The sequence below is a fragment of the Acinetobacter lwoffii genome, from assembly GCF_024129115.1.
GTDB classification, from domain to species: Bacteria; Pseudomonadota; Gammaproteobacteria; order Pseudomonadales; family Moraxellaceae; genus Acinetobacter; species Acinetobacter lwoffii_T.
In genome coordinates, this window is the sequence record NZ_JAMXXO010000001.1 from 135,101 (window position 1) to 151,263 (window position 16,163).

Below are 16,163 nucleotides of genomic sequence, written 5' to 3' on the forward strand. Positions count from 1 at the left end.
TAAAAATTAGTTGTGGTAGCTGGTCACAAGATCAACTTCGTTTTTAGAACCAATGATCACTGGCACACGTTGATGTAGATCTGTCGGTTCAATCTCAAGAATACGCACACGACCTGTAGTCGATGCACCGCCAGCCTGTTCCATGAGCATGCTCATTGGGTTGGCTTCGTACATTAAACGCAGACGGCCTGCTTTAGCCGGATCTTTAAGGTCGTATGGATACATGAAGATACCGCTACGGCAAAGAATACGGTGAATGTCGCCCACCATACAGGCAACCCAGCGCATATTGAAGTCTTTTTCGCGAGGGCCAGTCTTGCCAGCTAACAATTCATCGATATAACGCTGTACTGGTGCTTCCCAATGACGCTGATTCGACGCATTAATCGCATATTCTTTAGTATCTGCAGCTACCTGAATTGCTTCAGAAGTCAGCAGGAATTCTTGAGTCTCAGGGTCATAGGTAAAGAACACTACGCCTGCGCCGACGGTTAATGCCAACATGGTCGATGGGCCATAAAGCACATAACCTGCAGCTACCTGATGAACACCGGCTTGCATAAAGTCTTCTGCCTGAGTCACAGCATTTTTCGCAGGAAGAATCGAGAAAATGGTACCAACACACATATTGATGTCGATATTGCTTGAGCCATCTAATGGATCGAACAATACCAGAAATTGACCATTTTCTTGTGCAGGGGTGAATTCATCCAGTTCTTCTGAGGCCAAACCACCCACATTTGGATGTTGCTGCAAGGCATCAATCAAATAGTCATTAGAAATGACATCCAGTTTCTTTTGCTCTTCGCCTTGAACGTTTTCATGCTGTGCACTTCCCAATACACCCGCTAAAGCACCTTTTTGCAGTAATTGATCAATATCTTTGCAAGTGTTTGCAATTGTTTCAATAACTTGCGCAAGTTCAGGTGTGAGATTCCCGCTTTGTTGTTGTAAAAACTGGGATAAAGTGCGGTATGACATAGGGGGAAACTCCAAGACTTAAATCGGGAAAAAATGATCAAAACGATATGCGGCTATATTTTAGATGAGAACGTACTAAAAGAAAAATTAAACTGGATTATTTGTATCGATTTTGCCCTTGCAACTCCTGCGAAAAGTGCTATGTTGAAGACAAAGGAAAATTGAGAATAGGAGCACAGATATGACAACATTGAAGTTTGATGCGACTCCAACGCCAAGCGAAGGCATTACTTTAGATGATATCTCTGAAGACAAGATGAAAGAAGCCTGGCGGGATTATGAAGCAAAACCAGAGTACAAACAATTCAATAAACATGACCTGATCGAATCGATGCAACCGGCTGAAGCAGACCAGCCTACAGAATAAACAGATTCTTTCATTGAACTCAATAAAAAGCACTCCATCAGGAGTGCTTTTTATTGGATACTCTATCATTGAATATTATTTTAATAATGGCGGTACCGCTTCATAATTAATTTCTACACGGCGGTTTTCTTTCCAGGCATTTTCGTCATGGCCCGCATTGATTGGCATTTCCTTACCATAGCTGACTGCTTCTAATTGGCCAGGATTAACACCAGTCGTCACCAGGAAACTTTCAACTGCTTTGGCACGACGCTCGCCAAGTGCCATATTATATTCACGGGTACCGCGTTCATCTGTATGGCCAGTTAAGGCTACACGTGAATTGGCATTGGCCATCAGGAACTGCGCATGGGCTTGTAATGTATTTAGATCTTCATTGCTGAGTTCAGTACTGTCATAGTCAAAATGCACTACGCGTTTTGCCAAGAATGCTTTATTTTCTGCAGTAACGCCTTTTGCAGAAGCGCCTGCCATGTTTTGTGCATTCAGTGCTGCATCTTCACTCAGGCCTTGAGTATTCACTGTAGTCGAACCGGTCGTATCTAAACCGCCCGTTTGAACTTCAGCGGCAGGCTTACGGCTCGCACAACCTGTCATGACAACAGCTGCTGCTAAAAGTGGCAAGGCAAATAATTTTACTTTGTTCATCTTCATCTCCATGAAGTTTGATTATGGGGTAAAGGGTTTATCAATATAAAAATCTTATTTTGGTGCCCAAGCCGGTTCACGGACTTCACCCGTTTCACTTGGTAAATTCATACGGAAGCGGCCATCCAGCGACATGATCGACAAGAGTCCGCGTGCACCTTCACGGGTGGCATAGACCACCATCTGTCCATTTGGTGAGAAGCTCGGCGATTCGTCCAGCGTTGTTGGTGTCAAAATGTTGTTCACACCAGAGGTCATGTCCTGAACCGCAACTCGATAGTTACTGCCGCTTGGACGATGAACTAATGCAAGTTTTTTACCATCTGCGCTCAGCGTGCCGCGCGCGTTGAATGCACCACGGAAGGTCAGGCGTTTATTGCTACTTGATTCAAGATCATGGCGGTAAATTTGCGGAGAACCACCACGGTCAGAAGTGAAAATAAAAGATTTTCCATCTGGCGAATAACGTGCTTCAGTATCAATGGCACTGTCATTGGTCATACGTTGTAGCTTACGCGTTTCCAGATTCATCTGGTAGATTTCCGGATTGCCGTGCATAGAAGCAGTAAACAGCATGCTCTTGCCATCTGGAGAGAAACTCGGCGCGCCATTCAAGCCGCGGAAGCTGGCCAGTTTTTCACGCTGTCCGGTCGCCAGATCCTGTACATAAATCGCCGGGCGTTTGGTTTCAAAGGACACATAAGCGATTTTTTTGGCATCTGGTGTCCATGCCGGAGAAAGGATCGGATCACGCGAGGTTAAAATGGTTTTTGGCTGTTCGCCATCGGTGTCGGCAATCTGCAAGGTATAGCGTTGTTCCGGCGTAGCAGGATTACGCAGCACATAGGCAATACGTCCGCTAAAGTCACCCGGAATACCGGTCAATGCCTGATAGATGGCATCACTGATCATATGCGCTGCCTGACGGGTGCGTGAGGCTGGAACAGTCAGCAATTCATTTAATAGATATTGTTTTTTTTCGACATCATAAAGCTGATACTGGATTTCAAAAGAACCATCGGCTGTGGTCTTGGATGAACCAGTGACCACATAGGGAACACCAGCCGATGCCCAAGCTTCTGCATTCGGATTATTCAATGTCGCTGTTGCAGGCAGGTTTTTTGAAGCACTGGTAAAGCGGCCAGAACGATTCAGGTCATTTTCCACAATAGGATAAATGCTCTGATCCTGACTGAAAGGTACAACGGCAATTTTAGGTGCTGCCTCAGGTGCTTTGGTAATTTCCAGATGCAATTGGGCATAAGACTGGGTTGCCAATACAGGGCTTAAAGCGCTAATGATTGCGAGGCAGAGTAGATGTTTGCGAGTCTTTTCCATCATTCGTTATTTACTCAAATCAACGGATTTATTGTATAGGTGCTTGGGCTACATCATCGCATGGATTTAATAGAATAAAACCATGAATTTATGACCAAACTGTTATGACACTGTGAAAAGTGAATATTATTTAATCAATTTAAAGTGAAGTTTAGCTTAAAAAATAAAAGCCATCACAACATTATTTATGTGATGGCTCCGTTTTTTATTGCGCAGTAAAGGTTGAAGTAAAGCTTCGCGCTTCACGGCGTGCATCTGGATCGGAAGGCATTGGATAAGGTGCAGCAGCACGAACTGCAGCTTCTACACTGGCTTTCATATCGGGATCACTTGCACTTACCACTACAGAAATGACAGAACCACTATCACTTAGCGTGACGCGAGCGTTGGCAGTTTTACCAGATGAACCCACTGGTGTATTCCAAGCCTGTTTAACTTTATTAGTAAAATCGCGCTTCGCAGTGGATGCAATCCGTTTTGATTCCGCTTTTTTCTGTGCAGCTTCTTCAGCAGCCTGTTTAGCGGCTGAAGCTTTGGCATCTGCATCAGCTCTGGCTTTTGCTTCGGCATCTGCTTTGCGCTTGGCGTCTGCATCCGCTTTGGCCTTAGCGTCGGCATCTGCCTTGCGTTTGGCATCAGCGTCGGCTTTAGCAGCCGCATCGGCTTTAGCTTTCGCATCAGCATCCGCTTTGCGTTTCGCCTCTGCATCATTTTTAGCCTTGGCTGCCGCGTCTGCTTTGGCTTTTGCTGCTGCATCCACTTTAGCTTTCGCTGCTGCATCCGCTTTAGCTTTCGCATCAGCATCTGCTTTACGTTTCGCCGCTGCATCATTATTGGCTTTTGCTGCCGCATCTGCCTTTGCTTTAGCAGCAGCTTCAGCCTTACGTTTGGCATCAGCCTCTGCTTTGGCTTTTGTTGCAGCATCCGCTTTTTGCTTGGCAGCTAAGTCGGCTTTTTTCTGTGCTTCCAGTTTGGCTTTTTGTGCAGCATCGGCTTTGCGCTGTGCATTCAGTTCAGCTTGGCGTGCAGCTTCGGCTTCCGCCTTGGATTTTTGCGCTGCATCCGCTTTGGCTTTTGCCGCTGCCTGTTTCGCCTGTTCAGCTGCTTCGGCACGTTTCGCTGCTTCAGCTGCTTGTTGCGCAGCCTTGGCTTGTGCTGCCTCTGCCGCTTTTAGTTCCTGCTGGGCTTTTTGTGTATCGACTTTAGGAGCAGGCGGAGTCACAGGTACAGCAGGGGCTGCTGTCGGAATCACAGGAGCAGGTTCTATACTGGGTTCAGCAGTCTGGGTAATTTCTTCTGCGACATTTTCATGTGCAGTTTCCTCAAATTCGGTTTCTTCGCGAGTCACCGGTTTAAGGTCTTCTGGCTTGATCAGAACGGTTTTGATCTGTTTTGGCGGTTCAGGGGGTTTACTCATGCCCAGATAAAGTAAGCCCACCAAAGCCACTGCATGGATGCCTAAGGTGAATCCAAGTGCGATGGCTTTTTTCTGAAATGGTGGCTTTTTATAGTCTTTCATACTTTATTCTAATGGCTTGGTCAGTAAACCGACTTGAGAAAGGCCAGCATCCTGCAGGCTGGACATCAAGGCCATGACATCGCCATATGGACGGGTATTATGGCCATTGATCACGACATTGAGCACCTTGTTTTCATTTTGTGCCTGGGTTTGGGCATCAACCAGAGTACGCGTCAATTCTTCCAGTGTGACCGGACCAGTTGCCTGATTTTTATATTCTAGATAATATGAACCATCTTCTTTCAGTGTGACAATGGTCGGGGCATCCTTGGATTCGATCGGTAATCCGTTGGCCTGAGGCAAGTCAACCTTGATACCACTGGTAATCATCGGAGCGGTGACCATAAAGATCACCAGAAGTACCAGCATGACATCGATATATGGTACGACATTCATATCACTTTTCAGTGGCTTTTTAATACGCTGAAAGCGTCCTGAACCTTGAATCGCCATTAGTCTTTGTCCTGAGTTACGCCCACAGACTGACGTTGCAATAGCGCCACCATTTCTTCAGCAAACAGTGCACGGTCAGAGTAGACCGTTTCACCTTTGGCCGTGAAGTGGTTAAAGGCCAATACTGCTGGAATAGCTGCAAACAGACCAATCGCTGTTGCAATTAGTGCTTCTGCAATACCGGGTGCGACCGTCGCCAGTGTCACCTGATCAACATCTGCCAGGCCAATAAAGGCGTTCATGATGCCCCAGACTGTACCGAACAGACCGACATAAGGCGCAACCGAGCCAATACTTGCTAATGCACCCAGACCTTGTTCCAGATGACCTTGGTCACGGCTTAAACCGACACGCAGAATACGCTCTGTTCCTTCAATCGACTGGGCAGTTGGCGCATGGCGTTTTTTCAGTTTCAGGAACTCGCCCAGACCCTGATAGAAAATGTCTTCAAGGCCGGTACGTTTGGAGTTGAGTTGCGCATTGTTATACAGGGTATTCAGCTCAGCACCAGACCAGAAGATTTTCTGGAAATGTTCATCATCGGCCTGGGCTTTTTTATAACTCATATAGAGCCTGGCAATCAGATACCAGCTATATATTGAGGCTAACAGGAGAGAAAGCATCACCAGTTGTACGACAGGGCTTGCTTGTAAAATAAGATCTGAAACTTGAAGAGATGATTCTAACTGAGTCGCCATAGTTGTTACGTGTGCCAATAAATTTTTTTAGTCTTGTTCCAATTCTTTTTGAATTAGTTCGCGGATTTCATCCGGGAGTCGACGTGGTCGCATCTCTGCACTGATACATGCCAACTCAACCTCACCTGATGCAAGCATGATTTCACCACGATAAATATTTTGTTGCAATACAAATGATGAAGCTTTACATGAAATGACACGTGCCGTAACAGTAATTAAATCATCCATCAGGATCGGACGCATATATTTGACATTAATTTTATGCACCACAAAATTGTAGTCTGTCTGATGCCAGTAATGGCTCACTCCAGCGGCACGTAACCATTCGGTACGGGTACGTTCCATATAGCGAATATGATTAGCGTGATAGACAATGCCACCCGCATCAGTATCTTCAATATAAACGCGGATATTGAATTCAAAGTGATTCGCCATAGTTTTGTTCCATGCAGATTTTCGAAATTTTTGCTTGTTTTTAGATGCAGGAAAGGGATTAGAGTTTGCCGGATTCCTGCCAACAGTCAAGCAATTTAGCGGTTCAAAGTTTAGCATTGTGAGTCTTGAGACCAATGGCACAAGGTGTCAAATCTGGAGAGAAGTCACTAAGATGAAGTACTGAGCGCTTAACAGCTCATTTATAAAACAGCAGCAGATACTAAAATGCGCGAGTCTATTGAGCCGCGCATTTTAGTAATAGAAGATTAGCCTTTATTTTTCTGTTTCCAGTTGGCCTGAACCTGCTCGGCCACTTTTGGATAGTCCAGAATAAAACGGACATGGCTTTCGACCCCGGTTTTCAAGGTCGCATCATCGACAATGAAATTCGGGTTGTGGTTCGGTGCGGCTTTTGCCGGATCCTGATCTGCTGGTGTGGCACCAACAAACACGAAGAGCGATGGCATGAGCTGGCCATAGTAAGCAAAGTCTTCACTGGCGCTGGCATTGTTGTCTAAAACATGCAATTTATCTTCACCATGCACGCTCGCTAATGTCGGGCGCATCAATTCAGTCAAGGTTTTATCATTGGTGGTCACTGGTGCATAAGGTGCAATTTCGACTTTCACCTTAACGTCATTGGCTGCGGCATTGTGTTCCAGCATTTTTGGCAAGTCTTTTAAAATACCCTGACGTACATCTTCACTATTGGAACGGATAGTGCCGACCATATTGACCTGATCTGGAATGACGTTACCGGTGGTGCCGCCCTGAATGCTGCCAATACTCACCACACCCATTCCTTTGGTCAGGTCGGCTTTACGGCTGATCAGACTTTGTAAATTGGTCACCATCTGGGCAGAAGCATAGATCGGGTCTTTACCTACCCAAGGCATGGAACCATGTACCTGACTGCCATTGACCTGAATACGTAAATGATCGGCACTATTTAAAATCGCACCATCTTTGTAGAAGATATTGCCACTTGGCATGCCTGCCATGACATGCATCCCGAAAATCACTTCAGGTTTTGGATTGTTCAAGGCACCGTCGGCAATCATTTTGCGTGAGCCAATCTGATCGCCATGAGTGAAGTTATCGATATCTGCACCGCCTTCTTCAGCCGGCTGGAATACGAATACCACTGTCCCCGCAATTTTATCTTTATTGGCGGCCAGAACTTTGGCTGCACCCAATAACATCGCAGTATGTGCATCATGTCCACAGGCATGCATCACATAAGATTCTTTGCCTTGATAAATGGCTTTTTGTTTGCTGGCAAAAGACACCGGTGCTGTTTCCTTAATTGGCAAGGCATCCATATCTGCACGTAAGGCCATCACAGGGCCGGGTTTTGCACCTTTTAATACACCGATTACACCGGTTTTGGCATAGCCTTTACGTACTTCAATGCCGTAGGATTTTAATTCTTTTTGGACCAGCTCCGAGGTTTTGAATTCCATGTTGCCCAGTTCAGGATGCTGGTGGATATGCTGGCGTAATTTGATGGTGTGTGCTTCAGCAGCGTGTACAGAATCATCAATCCAGTCAGCCAGGCTGAATTGGCTGCAGAAAAGAAGAGGGAGACAAAGGGATATCTGCTTATACATATTCATACTTCGGGAGAACCTTAAGAATTTGAAATGGTTAAAGTGATTCTTTAGGATGGCATACTGATCTAATTTCGATCAAAACTCTCTAAGTATTTTTTGATACTTTAAAGGTATTCTAGATGTTAATAGCTGTTCTCAAAGAGCTTTATTTGTTCTTTTGCATTGTAAAAATATGTATCTAAATTGATTTTTTATATTTATAAGGTATGAAAATTATAAAAATTTCAGGCTAAAAAGGGATAAAAACGATTACCTCTATATCAATAATCTGAATGAAGTGAAGATTTTTTAAACCTCTTAAACTTATTTTGGCACTTAGATTGCATTCACTCTTTCGTAATATTTTTTATGACGGAAATTGAACACATGTTAAAACCTTTGGCTTTATCTCTGGCAGTGGCTTCAAGCTTAAGTTTTATTTCGACAAGCCTATGGGCTGAAGACTTTAAGATACTGAAACAGCTGGAAAATAAACCGACATTACTCAAAAGTGGTGAATATAAAGGTCATTATTATGTGCCGAGTACCTTGAATACGATTACGTGGGGTTATCTGCCAAATAAAGATGCAAAACCTGTTTTAACTGTACCTTCAGGTAGCACAGTTACTTTCGATACAGTTTCGCATGAAGGGCTGCTAGAAGATCAGGGTCGCAATGCAGAGAAATATTTCACCTCAAAAGGCGTCAAGCCTGAGCATGTTTTAGATGAAGCCAAGCTGATCACGAATTCCAAATTAAAACATGATTTCCATAAAGATGGACCACACATTATTACCGGGCCTGTCTATGTAGAAGGGGCAATGCCGGGCGATATTCTAAAGGTAGAGATTTTAAAAGTTGAACCGCGTGTGCCTTATGGCGTGATTTCAAACCGTCATGGCAAAGGGACCTTACCCGAATTCCCGAAACGTCAGAAACATGAGCATGCATCTCCAGCCAATCCTGAGGCTTATGGCAACGTGTCCATTTTTACCCCAATTGAGAAAAATGCTGATGGCGTATGGGAAGGCGTTTTAAAAACTGAATCTGGCAAAGCGATACGTTTCCCGCTGAATCCGTTTATGGGCACGATGGGCGTTGCACCAAATACCAGTGAGCCTGTGCACTCTGTGCCACCATCATTTTATGGCGGGAATATCGACATCAATGAATTAGGTGCAGGCGCAACGGCTTATTATCCTGTACAGGTGCCAGGTGCGTTGTTCTATACAGGTGATAGTCACTTTGTACAAGGTGATGGTGAGGTGGCTTTAACTGCCTTGGAAGGTTCGGCACGTGCGACTTTAAAATTCACTTTGCTTAAATCTGGAAAAGATAAAATTCCGGGTGCAGAGATTAAACAGCCGCTGGCTGAAAATGCTGAATTCTGGATCACGCCGGGTCTGGATGAAGACTTGGACGAAGCCATGCGTAAATCCACCCGTGAAGCGATCCGTTTTCTGGTCAATGAATATGGCATTTCTGAAGAAATTGCCTATGCCTACTTAAGTGCTGCCACTGACTTTGAAGTATCGCAAGTGGTGGATAAAACTAAAGGGATTCACGCCATGATTCGTAAAGCGGACTTTAAGGAATTTAAAAAAGAAGAGAAGTAATTTTTTATTTAGTTTTTTGTTTTGTGCTTTTGCCAACTGATTCAGGCATGGTCAGTTGGCTTTTTCTTTTGTGATACTTTGAAAATGTTTAGAATGTTGATAATAAAAATTCATTTAAGTTAAAAGGGGTGGGTGTGGCAGAGCAGAATAATAATGAAGTGATGATTCAGCTTCCGTGGACAGTGCCACAACAACCTTTAGTACAAACTACAAGTATGGTCGAAAATCCAAATAAGAAAATGGAACTTAATCTCACTCATTCGACAGATACAACAGCAATATCATCTTTCGCTTTATCCGTAATTATCGCTTTAATTTTTAGGAAGTTTAGCGACTTGGCTAGCTTATTGGTATGGACGGAAAAGTTTTGATTTAACTAAGCAATCCTTTGATTCTTTAATTGAACAAATTAAAAGTTCCGAGAAAATTACTTTGACTACTAATCAAGAGTTGATAAAAAGCCAAGAGAGCCAAAAAAAATTTGAATTATCATTTCAAAGAAAAGAGGCAGACAGAGCTGAATTTAGGAAGCTTTCCTTTGAATATATTAGTACAGTGAAACTGACTTTAAAATTTCTACTTATAAAGTTGTCTAATATTGAAGATGAATCGTGGGCATATTTAGTAGAAAATAGTTATGATAAATTCTTTGACACTTTCAATGAGCAATTGGATGAAGATTTTAATAAGCTTGGCGCGATTTCGTTACATTTGTTTTTGATTTTAAATAATAAGAGCAAAAATCACTATCAATTTAGTGAAAAAATAGAGCTTATTAATCGTCTAGTGCTTTCTATTTTATCCACTCTTGAAAGTAAAGCGGAAACCAAAGAAAAAACAGAAGATCTAGCAAAGAAAATAAATGATTTGCTTATTTTTATGACCGAAATTATACATTCCGATGAATCCTTTAATTAAGTAAAAAGCAGCCTAAGCTGCTTTTTTAAATCACTTATCTTTCGGTTCAGGCGGTGCCATCCCAAACTGCAAATACGCCATATTAGTCGCAATACGACCACGTGCAGTACGCATCACATAACCTTGCTGAATCAGATATGGCTCAATGACATCTTCCAACGTGCCTGAATCTTCCGCCATGGCTGCTGCGAGTGCTTCAACACCGGCAGGACCACCATCAAAACGCTCAAGAAGCATAGATAAATAACGGCGGTCGAGTGTGTCTAAACCATCTTTATCGACTTTGAGCATATCCAAAGCACGTTGGGCCATATCCTGATTGATCTCACCCGTCCCTTTGACCTGTGCATAGTCACGGACACGACGCAATAAACGGTTGGCAATACGCGGTGTACCTCGTGAGCGACGGGCAATTTCTTTTGCGCCATCTCCCGTCATAGGTACATCCATCAAATTGGCTGAACGTTTGACAATATGGGTTAAATCTTCAACCGAATAAAACTCTAAACGTTGCACGATTCCGAAACGGTCACGCAGCGGAGAGGTGAGTAGACCTGCACGTGTGGTTGCTGCAACAAGCGTAAATGGCGGTAAATCCAGTTTAATCGAGCGCGCAGCCGGGCCTTCACCAATCATGATGTCGAGCTGATAATCTTCCATTGCCGGATACAGGATTTCTTCAATCACGGGTGAAAGACGGTGAATCTCGTCAATAAACAGGACATCACCTTCTTCCAGATTGGTTAGCATCGCGGCTAAGTCGCCGGCACGTTCCAGAACCGGACCAGAAGTTGACTTAAGATTGCCACCCATTTCTCGGGCAATAATATTGGCCAACGTTGTTTTACCCAGACCTGGCGGGCCAAAAATCAGGGTGTGATCAAGGGCTTCTTCACGGCCACGGGCTGCGCCAATGAAAATTTCCATCTGCTCACGAACCACCGGCTGACCGATGTAGTCATCGAGGGAAGTCGGGCGAATGGCACGATCGAAGTGATCTTCGGGTTTTTCAGAACCACTGATGAGACGGTCTTGCATCTTTTGAGTTAATCTCTATGGTTTATTTGAGGTGAATAAAGTCATAGCCTCAAAATGCTCTTGGAATTTCTATGCCATTGAGTCGGCATGCTCTTACTTTTGACTGGGCAAAAGTAACAAAACCCATTTGTTAAACTGATGCTACTTCCTGATAGCACAGTTTAACAGGCGACATCCATGTCGCCAGGTAGATTCTGATACTGGCATAAATTTTATATTCAATATCTGATTGCTATTATTTATTCATCGACTTTAATGCCGCGCGAATGATATCACTGGCTTCAGTAAATTCACCTTTGGCAGCATTCACCAGTTTTTGTGCTTCAGCAGGTTTATAGCCCAAGGACTGTAATGCAGCTTCCGCTTCAGCCACGGCTGAATTGCCCATAAACTGAATTTGTGGTGCAGTTGAATTACTTGGCGCAGCACCTGAAGCCATGGCTTTAAAGCGGTCACGTAATTCAATTATCAGGCGTTCAGCAGTCTTTTTACCCACCCCCGGAACTTTGACCAGAGTGTTGATATCTTCATGTTCAACGGTGTGGATCAGCATTTCCACACTTAAAGTGGAAAGAATACCAAGCGCCATTTTCGGACCAACGCCGTTCACCTTTAATAAGGTACGGAAAATGGTTTTTTCCTGCGCATTGATAAAGCCATAAAGTAACTGGGCATCTTCACGAACAGCCAGATGGGTCCACAGAGTAATTTTCTGACCTTTTTGCAACTGGCAGAAAGTGGTTAAAGGGGTATCAATCTCATAACCTACGCCGTTCACATTTAATAAAACAGTCGGTGCTTCCAGCGCCAGCACTTCCCCAATCAGGCATCCAATCATTTTTTATACATACTCAAATTTAATACAGGCATAGTAGTCAGCATTTTTGATAAAGGCAAAACTCTATCATTCAAATCCAGTGATTTTGCTGAGATTATCATCAGGCGCTTGTTCGTGTTAGAGTAACCCGGCTTTATTGCCATGCAGTTCCTGCGCCAGATTATAAGCCTGATGATCCGAGAACTTGGAGACAATATCTAGCACCTGCATAATGTTGTCATAATGATCAGCGCTAAACTGCGCACCCGAGCGTTTTAAAATGGCCATTAAACGCTGTTCCTTAAAGCTCAATGTTTTGTGCGGTGTGGTCAGTGGAATAAAGGCATCCAGAATCGTTTGTAAACTTTGATGCGCGATAATTTCCAGACCGGCTTTTTGCGGATGTTCGAAGATCTTTTCTCGCGCCAGTTCTTTGGCCCGGTTAATGCCAATTTCAATGTCGGCACTACAATAACCCAGCAATGAGCCTTGCAATTGGCCCATCAAAATTTTCTGCTGATGTCGGGCAAAGGCCGTGGTGACTTCATCTACCAGACGTTTCATGACCCGCCCACGCAGCGCGGCAATTTTTTGTTGCCAGGTGGTATAAGGCATATTGATTTCTTCAGGCGCGCCATATTCACCCAGCAAGTTCAGAAAGACTGGTTCAACTTCCGCGTAGCTGAGCATATTCAGGCTGATACCATCTTCCAGATCAATCAGGGCATAGCAGATATCATCCGCAGCTTCTAAAAGATAGGTCAGCGGATGACGACAATAATGATATTCACCGAGCTGAATCAAACCCAACTGTTCAGCAATTTCCTGCAAAATCTCTTTTTCAGACTGGTAACAACCAAATTTTGGACGTCGACTGGCCGGGGTGTTACCAGTCGGGTCAATGGCCTCAGAGAGCCACGGGTATTTAAGATAGGCACCGAGTGTGGCATAGGTCAGGCGCATGCCGCCATCATAAGGATGATAATCGATCTTGGTCAGCAGGCGCAGGCCTTGGGCATTGCCTTCAAACTGGCGGACATCGGCTTCCTGTTCAGGACTTAAATCTTTTAAAAAGTCGGTATGAGAAGCATCGTCAAACCATTCCCGAATGGCGTATTCACCGGCATGACCAAAAGGCGGGTTGCCAATATCATGTGCCAGACAGGCAGCCTGAATGATGGCACCGACATCAGCCGGAGAAATCCAGGCAGGTAAATTATCTTTGATTTTCTCTGCAGCCAGCATACCGAGTGAACGGCCAATACAGGAGACTTCTAGCGAATGGGTCAAACGGGTATGAATACCATCATGCTGGGTCAGTGGATGGACTTGGGTTTTGCGGTTTAACTGCCGGAAGCTTTGCGAAAAAATAATACGGTCATAATCTTTATGAAACGGGCTGCGTGCCAGTTCAGTGCTCTGCTTTTTACTACCAATCCGAACTGTCGAAAGCAGTTCTAACCAACGCATTTGAGTCATTTATCATTATTCAGTGATCCACTATTTGCATCATGCCAAAAAACTAGCTCCTGCACTAGGGCAGTGCGACATGAATTGTCATGCTGCCTATTGTTATTTTAGTCAGCTGGAAAAGACTGAGAATTAAAAATCGAAATCATCAAATGAACAATAAAAAGCAGGCTCAATGGCCTGCTTTTTGTTTAGGATGAAGAATCAAATTAGCTCTTCACCATTTTTCTTGGCCTGTTGTGTGTCTTTATAGACATTCAGGCAAATCGTGAACAAGACCAGGCTTGCCACCAATGGCCAAAAAAGTACATATAGGGTCAATAATTGACTTGTCATCTGAAATCTCCTTATTTAATTTTCTCAGATAGCTGGTGAAATTCAATCACCATCTTGTTGATTTGCTTAAAATCAAATTTTTCTTTGCTGTAGAATAGCGTCAACACAGTACATACCAGCGCACTACTGCCATACGCTGTCAGTGAGCTTAACAAGGTGCCGTATTCACGCAAGAAGCCGATGGTCCATGGCATGAAGCCAATACTGGCCAATATGCCAACGACCAGACCCACTTTCTTGCCGAAGAAACCAAAGGTCATCAAACCCAGCACCACACCAATCCCCAGGGTCGCAACGAGTTCAAAGCCAAGTGCGATCAATCCCTGAATCGGAAGCCATTCAAAACGTACTATCAGAAAGCTGAAAAATGCGAGGCCCACTGACCAGTTAAAGGCTCGGGCATTCACCTTGTCCCAATACAGGCTGACAATCACCGGGAACACAATAGAGCCCCAAAGTGCACCCACAAAAATCAGCATCGATAAAATGTCAAACTTCAAGGTGGCAATCACAATTCCCAGCATGGTGGCAACGATCATGGTCATACGGCCAATAAACAGCATTTTCTTTGGATCAGGGCTGTTTTTCGCAATCTGTTTGCCATAAATGTCCGTCATGACAATCGCAGACAGGGCAGACAGATCCGAGTCAGCGGTAGAAGACAGGGCTCCAATCACCATGATGAATAACAGCGCGACCATAAATGGAGAAAGATAAGTCGCTGCCATTTGCGGAATCAGGTTATTCAGGTTGCCATCAATGGGCTGAATACCTGCAAATAGTGCCAATAACCCCAGCATGCCTAGACCAATGACAATTGCAGCATAACCAATGGTGGCAGTGATAAAACTCGGTTTTATCAGGTCTTCACGGACTGCAAACAGGCGCTGGGCAATGGTCTGATTACCAATCGCATAGGCCAATACGGCAACAAAAAACGGCGCGCCTTGTTCCAGAAAGGCCGTTTTAGAGAAAAAATCCAGTTGTTCCGGTTGCAGGTTGTGAATCCCGCTTTGAAACAGGGAAGGTCCGCCTAAGGTAAAGAACAAGGTTGGAATAATGATCACAGCCGCGACAATCATCGCCACCAGCTGACCGAAATCGGTAAAGACTGAGGAACGGAACCCCGACCAGAGGGTATAGGACAGTACACCGATACCGGTAATCAGCACGCCATGGATAAAGCTTAAAGGAGATAAAATCTCAACCAGTGCCCCGGCAGCGGTAAAGTTCACCATCAGGCTGATCACGCTACCCACAATATTGGAACCCGCCAGAATCATCTGGCTTTGATTGCCATGCCGGGCATGCATGATTTCTGCCAGAGTATGTGCATTAGGCGCCAGTTCACGAAAGCGCTTGCCAAAGGGATAGATAAATAAAATCATCAGCGCACCCCATAAACCATAGTGGAGGGCACCGGAAACGCCGTATGTATATCCGGATGAAGCTGCTGCATAAAATGATGCGGCCCAAATCCAGGTGGCGGTCATACTGGCCGCAGACATTCCAAATCCGATGGAGCCATTCGAGACCATGTAGCCATCAACATTTTCATTTTTCTGTTTAATACGTAACGATAGTAAAAAAGTGATGCCATAGAAAAGCACCATCAATAGTACAGTTGCTGTACTAGTGAATTGAAACATACATACTCCTTAAGCGGGTCACCTTTTGTTTTTGAAAATTAAATCATTGGTGACAGATTAAGGCTCTAAAATAGACAGAGCAGTGAAGCTATAGAACATCAAAAAATTAGTGTCCGAATATAGAATTTATATTCATCTCTACAGCAGAAAGGAAAAACCATTGCCAGGCCCAGAATTTGGACAATTCCTCAGCAATTCGGCTAGAGCTTAACATAGAATCATCAAATTTACTGATGAAGTGTCTATTTGGTAAGATTTTTAGCTGATATAGACATGTGAGTCTGTAG

General features: G+C 44.2%; 17 protein-coding genes. 4 read left to right on the forward strand and 13 right to left on the reverse strand.

Features of this window, described 5'->3' with window-relative positions; translation table 11 throughout:
• Positions 1 to 6 precede the first annotated feature (6 nt).
• A complete protein-coding gene (locus NI470_RS00635) occupies positions 7 to 981 on the reverse strand; it encodes a class 1 fructose-bisphosphatase (RefSeq protein WP_044112048.1) in 975 nt (324 codons plus the stop codon).
• 181 nt (positions 982 to 1,162) lie between these two features.
• On the opposite strand from NI470_RS00635, the gene NI470_RS00640 reads away from it, so the two are divergent.
• Complete coding sequence (locus NI470_RS00640; protein WP_153566692.1) at positions 1,163 to 1,348, forward strand: NF038105 family protein; 186 nt, start codon at positions 1,163 to 1,165, stop codon at positions 1,346 to 1,348.
• A gap of 75 nt (positions 1,349 to 1,423) precedes the next feature.
• Here the strand turns inward: NI470_RS00640 and pal are convergent, their stop codons facing one another.
• From pal to NI470_RS00675, 7 genes are all read right to left on the reverse strand, one after another.
• A complete protein-coding gene (pal, locus tag NI470_RS00645) occupies positions 1,424 to 1,996 on the reverse strand; it encodes a peptidoglycan-associated lipoprotein Pal (protein WP_153566691.1) in 573 nt (190 codons plus the stop codon).
• A 54-nt stretch (positions 1,997 to 2,050) separates the two neighbouring features.
• Positions 2,051 to 3,334 (reverse strand): Tol-Pal system beta propeller repeat protein TolB, encoded by a 1,284-nt coding sequence (gene tolB, locus NI470_RS00650; protein WP_171501400.1) that lies wholly within the window; start codon positions 3,332 to 3,334, stop codon positions 2,051 to 2,053.
• Between the two features lie 205 nt (positions 3,335 to 3,539).
• Positions 3,540 to 4,853: a cell envelope integrity protein TolA gene (tolA, locus tag NI470_RS00655; RefSeq protein WP_253147604.1), complete on the reverse strand. Its 1,314-nt coding sequence runs from the start codon at positions 4,851 to 4,853 to the stop codon at positions 3,540 to 3,542.
• Positions 4,854 to 4,856: 3 nt separating this feature from the next.
• On the reverse strand, positions 4,857 to 5,306 hold the full coding sequence (gene tolR, locus NI470_RS00660) for a protein TolR (RefSeq protein WP_004731735.1): 450 nt from the start codon (positions 5,304 to 5,306) through the stop codon (positions 4,857 to 4,859).
• On the reverse strand, positions 5,306 to 6,004 hold the full coding sequence (gene tolQ / locus NI470_RS00665; RefSeq protein ID WP_004645669.1) for a protein TolQ: 699 nt from the start codon (positions 6,002 to 6,004) through the stop codon (positions 5,306 to 5,308). The genes tolR and tolQ overlap by 1 nt, the downstream gene beginning before the upstream one ends.
• A gap of 27 nt (positions 6,005 to 6,031) precedes the next feature.
• Positions 6,032 to 6,439 (reverse strand): tol-pal system-associated acyl-CoA thioesterase, encoded by a 408-nt coding sequence (ybgC, locus tag NI470_RS00670; protein WP_004645668.1) that lies wholly within the window; start codon positions 6,437 to 6,439, stop codon positions 6,032 to 6,034.
• A gap of 266 nt (positions 6,440 to 6,705) precedes the next feature.
• On the reverse strand, positions 6,706 to 8,049 hold the full coding sequence (locus tag NI470_RS00675; protein ID WP_171501399.1) for an amidohydrolase: 1,344 nt from the start codon (positions 8,047 to 8,049) through the stop codon (positions 6,706 to 6,708).
• A 369-nt stretch (positions 8,050 to 8,418) separates the two neighbouring features.
• Here NI470_RS00675 and NI470_RS00680 point away from each other — a divergent pair, with 369 nt between their 5' ends.
• The 3 genes from NI470_RS00680 (at position 8,419) to NI470_RS00690 (ending at position 10,566) form a co-directional block, all read left to right on the forward strand.
• On the forward strand, positions 8,419 to 9,648 hold the full coding sequence (locus tag NI470_RS00680) for an acetamidase/formamidase family protein (protein WP_253147603.1): 1,230 nt from the start codon (positions 8,419 to 8,421) through the stop codon (positions 9,646 to 9,648).
• A gap of 134 nt (positions 9,649 to 9,782) precedes the next feature.
• A complete protein-coding gene (locus NI470_RS00685; protein WP_253101561.1) occupies positions 9,783 to 10,019 on the forward strand; it encodes a hypothetical protein in 237 nt (78 codons plus the stop codon).
• Between the two features lie 61 nt (positions 10,020 to 10,080).
• Complete coding sequence (locus NI470_RS00690) at positions 10,081 to 10,566, forward strand: hypothetical protein (RefSeq protein ID WP_252718443.1); 486 nt, start codon at positions 10,081 to 10,083, stop codon at positions 10,564 to 10,566.
• Positions 10,567 to 10,596: 30 nt separating this feature from the next.
• On the opposite strand, the gene ruvB is transcribed toward NI470_RS00690, so the two are convergent.
• The 5 genes from ruvB to NI470_RS00715 all read right to left on the reverse strand — a co-directional run bounded on the left by ruvB (position 10,597) and on the right by NI470_RS00715 (position 15,876).
• Positions 10,597 to 11,604, reverse strand: a complete 1,008-nt coding sequence (ruvB, locus tag NI470_RS00695; RefSeq protein WP_005247592.1) for a Holliday junction branch migration DNA helicase RuvB — start codon at positions 11,602 to 11,604, stop codon at positions 10,597 to 10,599.
• A gap of 235 nt (positions 11,605 to 11,839) precedes the next feature.
• Complete coding sequence (gene ruvA / locus NI470_RS00700; protein ID WP_153566680.1) at positions 11,840 to 12,442, reverse strand: Holliday junction branch migration protein RuvA; 603 nt, start codon at positions 12,440 to 12,442, stop codon at positions 11,840 to 11,842.
• Positions 12,443 to 12,559: 117 nt separating this feature from the next.
• Positions 12,560 to 13,900, reverse strand: coding sequence for a deoxyguanosinetriphosphate triphosphohydrolase (locus NI470_RS00705; protein ID WP_153566678.1), 1,341 nt, complete (start codon positions 13,898 to 13,900; stop codon positions 12,560 to 12,562).
• A gap of 195 nt (positions 13,901 to 14,095) precedes the next feature.
• Positions 14,096 to 14,227, reverse strand: a complete 132-nt coding sequence (locus NI470_RS00710; RefSeq protein ID WP_004645659.1) for a putative transporter small subunit — start codon at positions 14,225 to 14,227, stop codon at positions 14,096 to 14,098.
• An 11-nt stretch (positions 14,228 to 14,238) separates the two neighbouring features.
• On the reverse strand, positions 14,239 to 15,876 hold the full coding sequence (locus NI470_RS00715) for a sodium:solute symporter family transporter (protein WP_253147602.1): 1,638 nt from the start codon (positions 15,874 to 15,876) through the stop codon (positions 14,239 to 14,241).
• Between the last annotated feature and the right edge of the window lie 287 nt (positions 15,877 to 16,163).

Bases quoted from the DNA above. Each gene is read 5' to 3' on its own strand.
- tolR (WP_004731735.1), bottom strand. From the start codon at position 5,306: ATGGCGATTCAAGGTTCAGGACGCTTTCAGCGTATTAAAAAGCCACTG.
- tolB (WP_171501400.1), bottom strand. From the start codon at position 3,334: ATGGAAAAGACTCGCAAACATCTACTCTGCCTCGCAATCATTAGCGCT.
- ruvB (WP_005247592.1), bottom strand. From the start codon at position 11,604: ATGCAAGACCGTCTCATCAGTGGTTCTGAAAAACCCGAAGATCACTTC.
- NI470_RS00675 (WP_171501399.1), bottom strand. From the start codon at position 8,049: ATGTATAAGCAGATATCCCTTTGTCTCCCTCTTCTTTTCTGCAGCCAA.
- ybgC (WP_004645668.1), bottom strand. From the start codon at position 6,439: ATGGCGAATCACTTTGAATTCAATATCCGCGTTTATATTGAAGATACT.
- tolQ (WP_004645669.1), bottom strand. From the start codon at position 6,004: ATGGCGACTCAGTTAGAATCATCTCTTCAAGTTTCAGATCTTATTTTA.
- NI470_RS00680 (WP_253147603.1), top strand. From the start codon at position 8,419: ATGTTAAAACCTTTGGCTTTATCTCTGGCAGTGGCTTCAAGCTTAAGT.
- NI470_RS00715 (WP_253147602.1), bottom strand. From the start codon at position 15,876: ATGTTTCAATTCACTAGTACAGCAACTGTACTATTGATGGTGCTTTTC.
- NI470_RS00705 (WP_153566678.1), bottom strand. From the start codon at position 13,900: ATGACTCAAATGCGTTGGTTAGAACTGCTTTCGACAGTTCGGATTGGT.
- NI470_RS00710 (WP_004645659.1), bottom strand. From the start codon at position 14,227: ATGACAAGTCAATTATTGACCCTATATGTACTTTTTTGGCCATTGGTG.
- NI470_RS00640 (WP_153566692.1), top strand. From the start codon at position 1,163: ATGACAACATTGAAGTTTGATGCGACTCCAACGCCAAGCGAAGGCATT.
- ruvA (WP_153566680.1), bottom strand. From the start codon at position 12,442: ATGATTGGATGCCTGATTGGGGAAGTGCTGGCGCTGGAAGCACCGACT.
- tolA (WP_253147604.1), bottom strand. From the start codon at position 4,853: ATGAAAGACTATAAAAAGCCACCATTTCAGAAAAAAGCCATCGCACTT.
- pal (WP_153566691.1), bottom strand. From the start codon at position 1,996: ATGAACAAAGTAAAATTATTTGCCTTGCCACTTTTAGCAGCAGCTGTT.
- NI470_RS00635 (WP_044112048.1), bottom strand. From the start codon at position 981: ATGTCATACCGCACTTTATCCCAGTTTTTACAACAACAAAGCGGGAAT.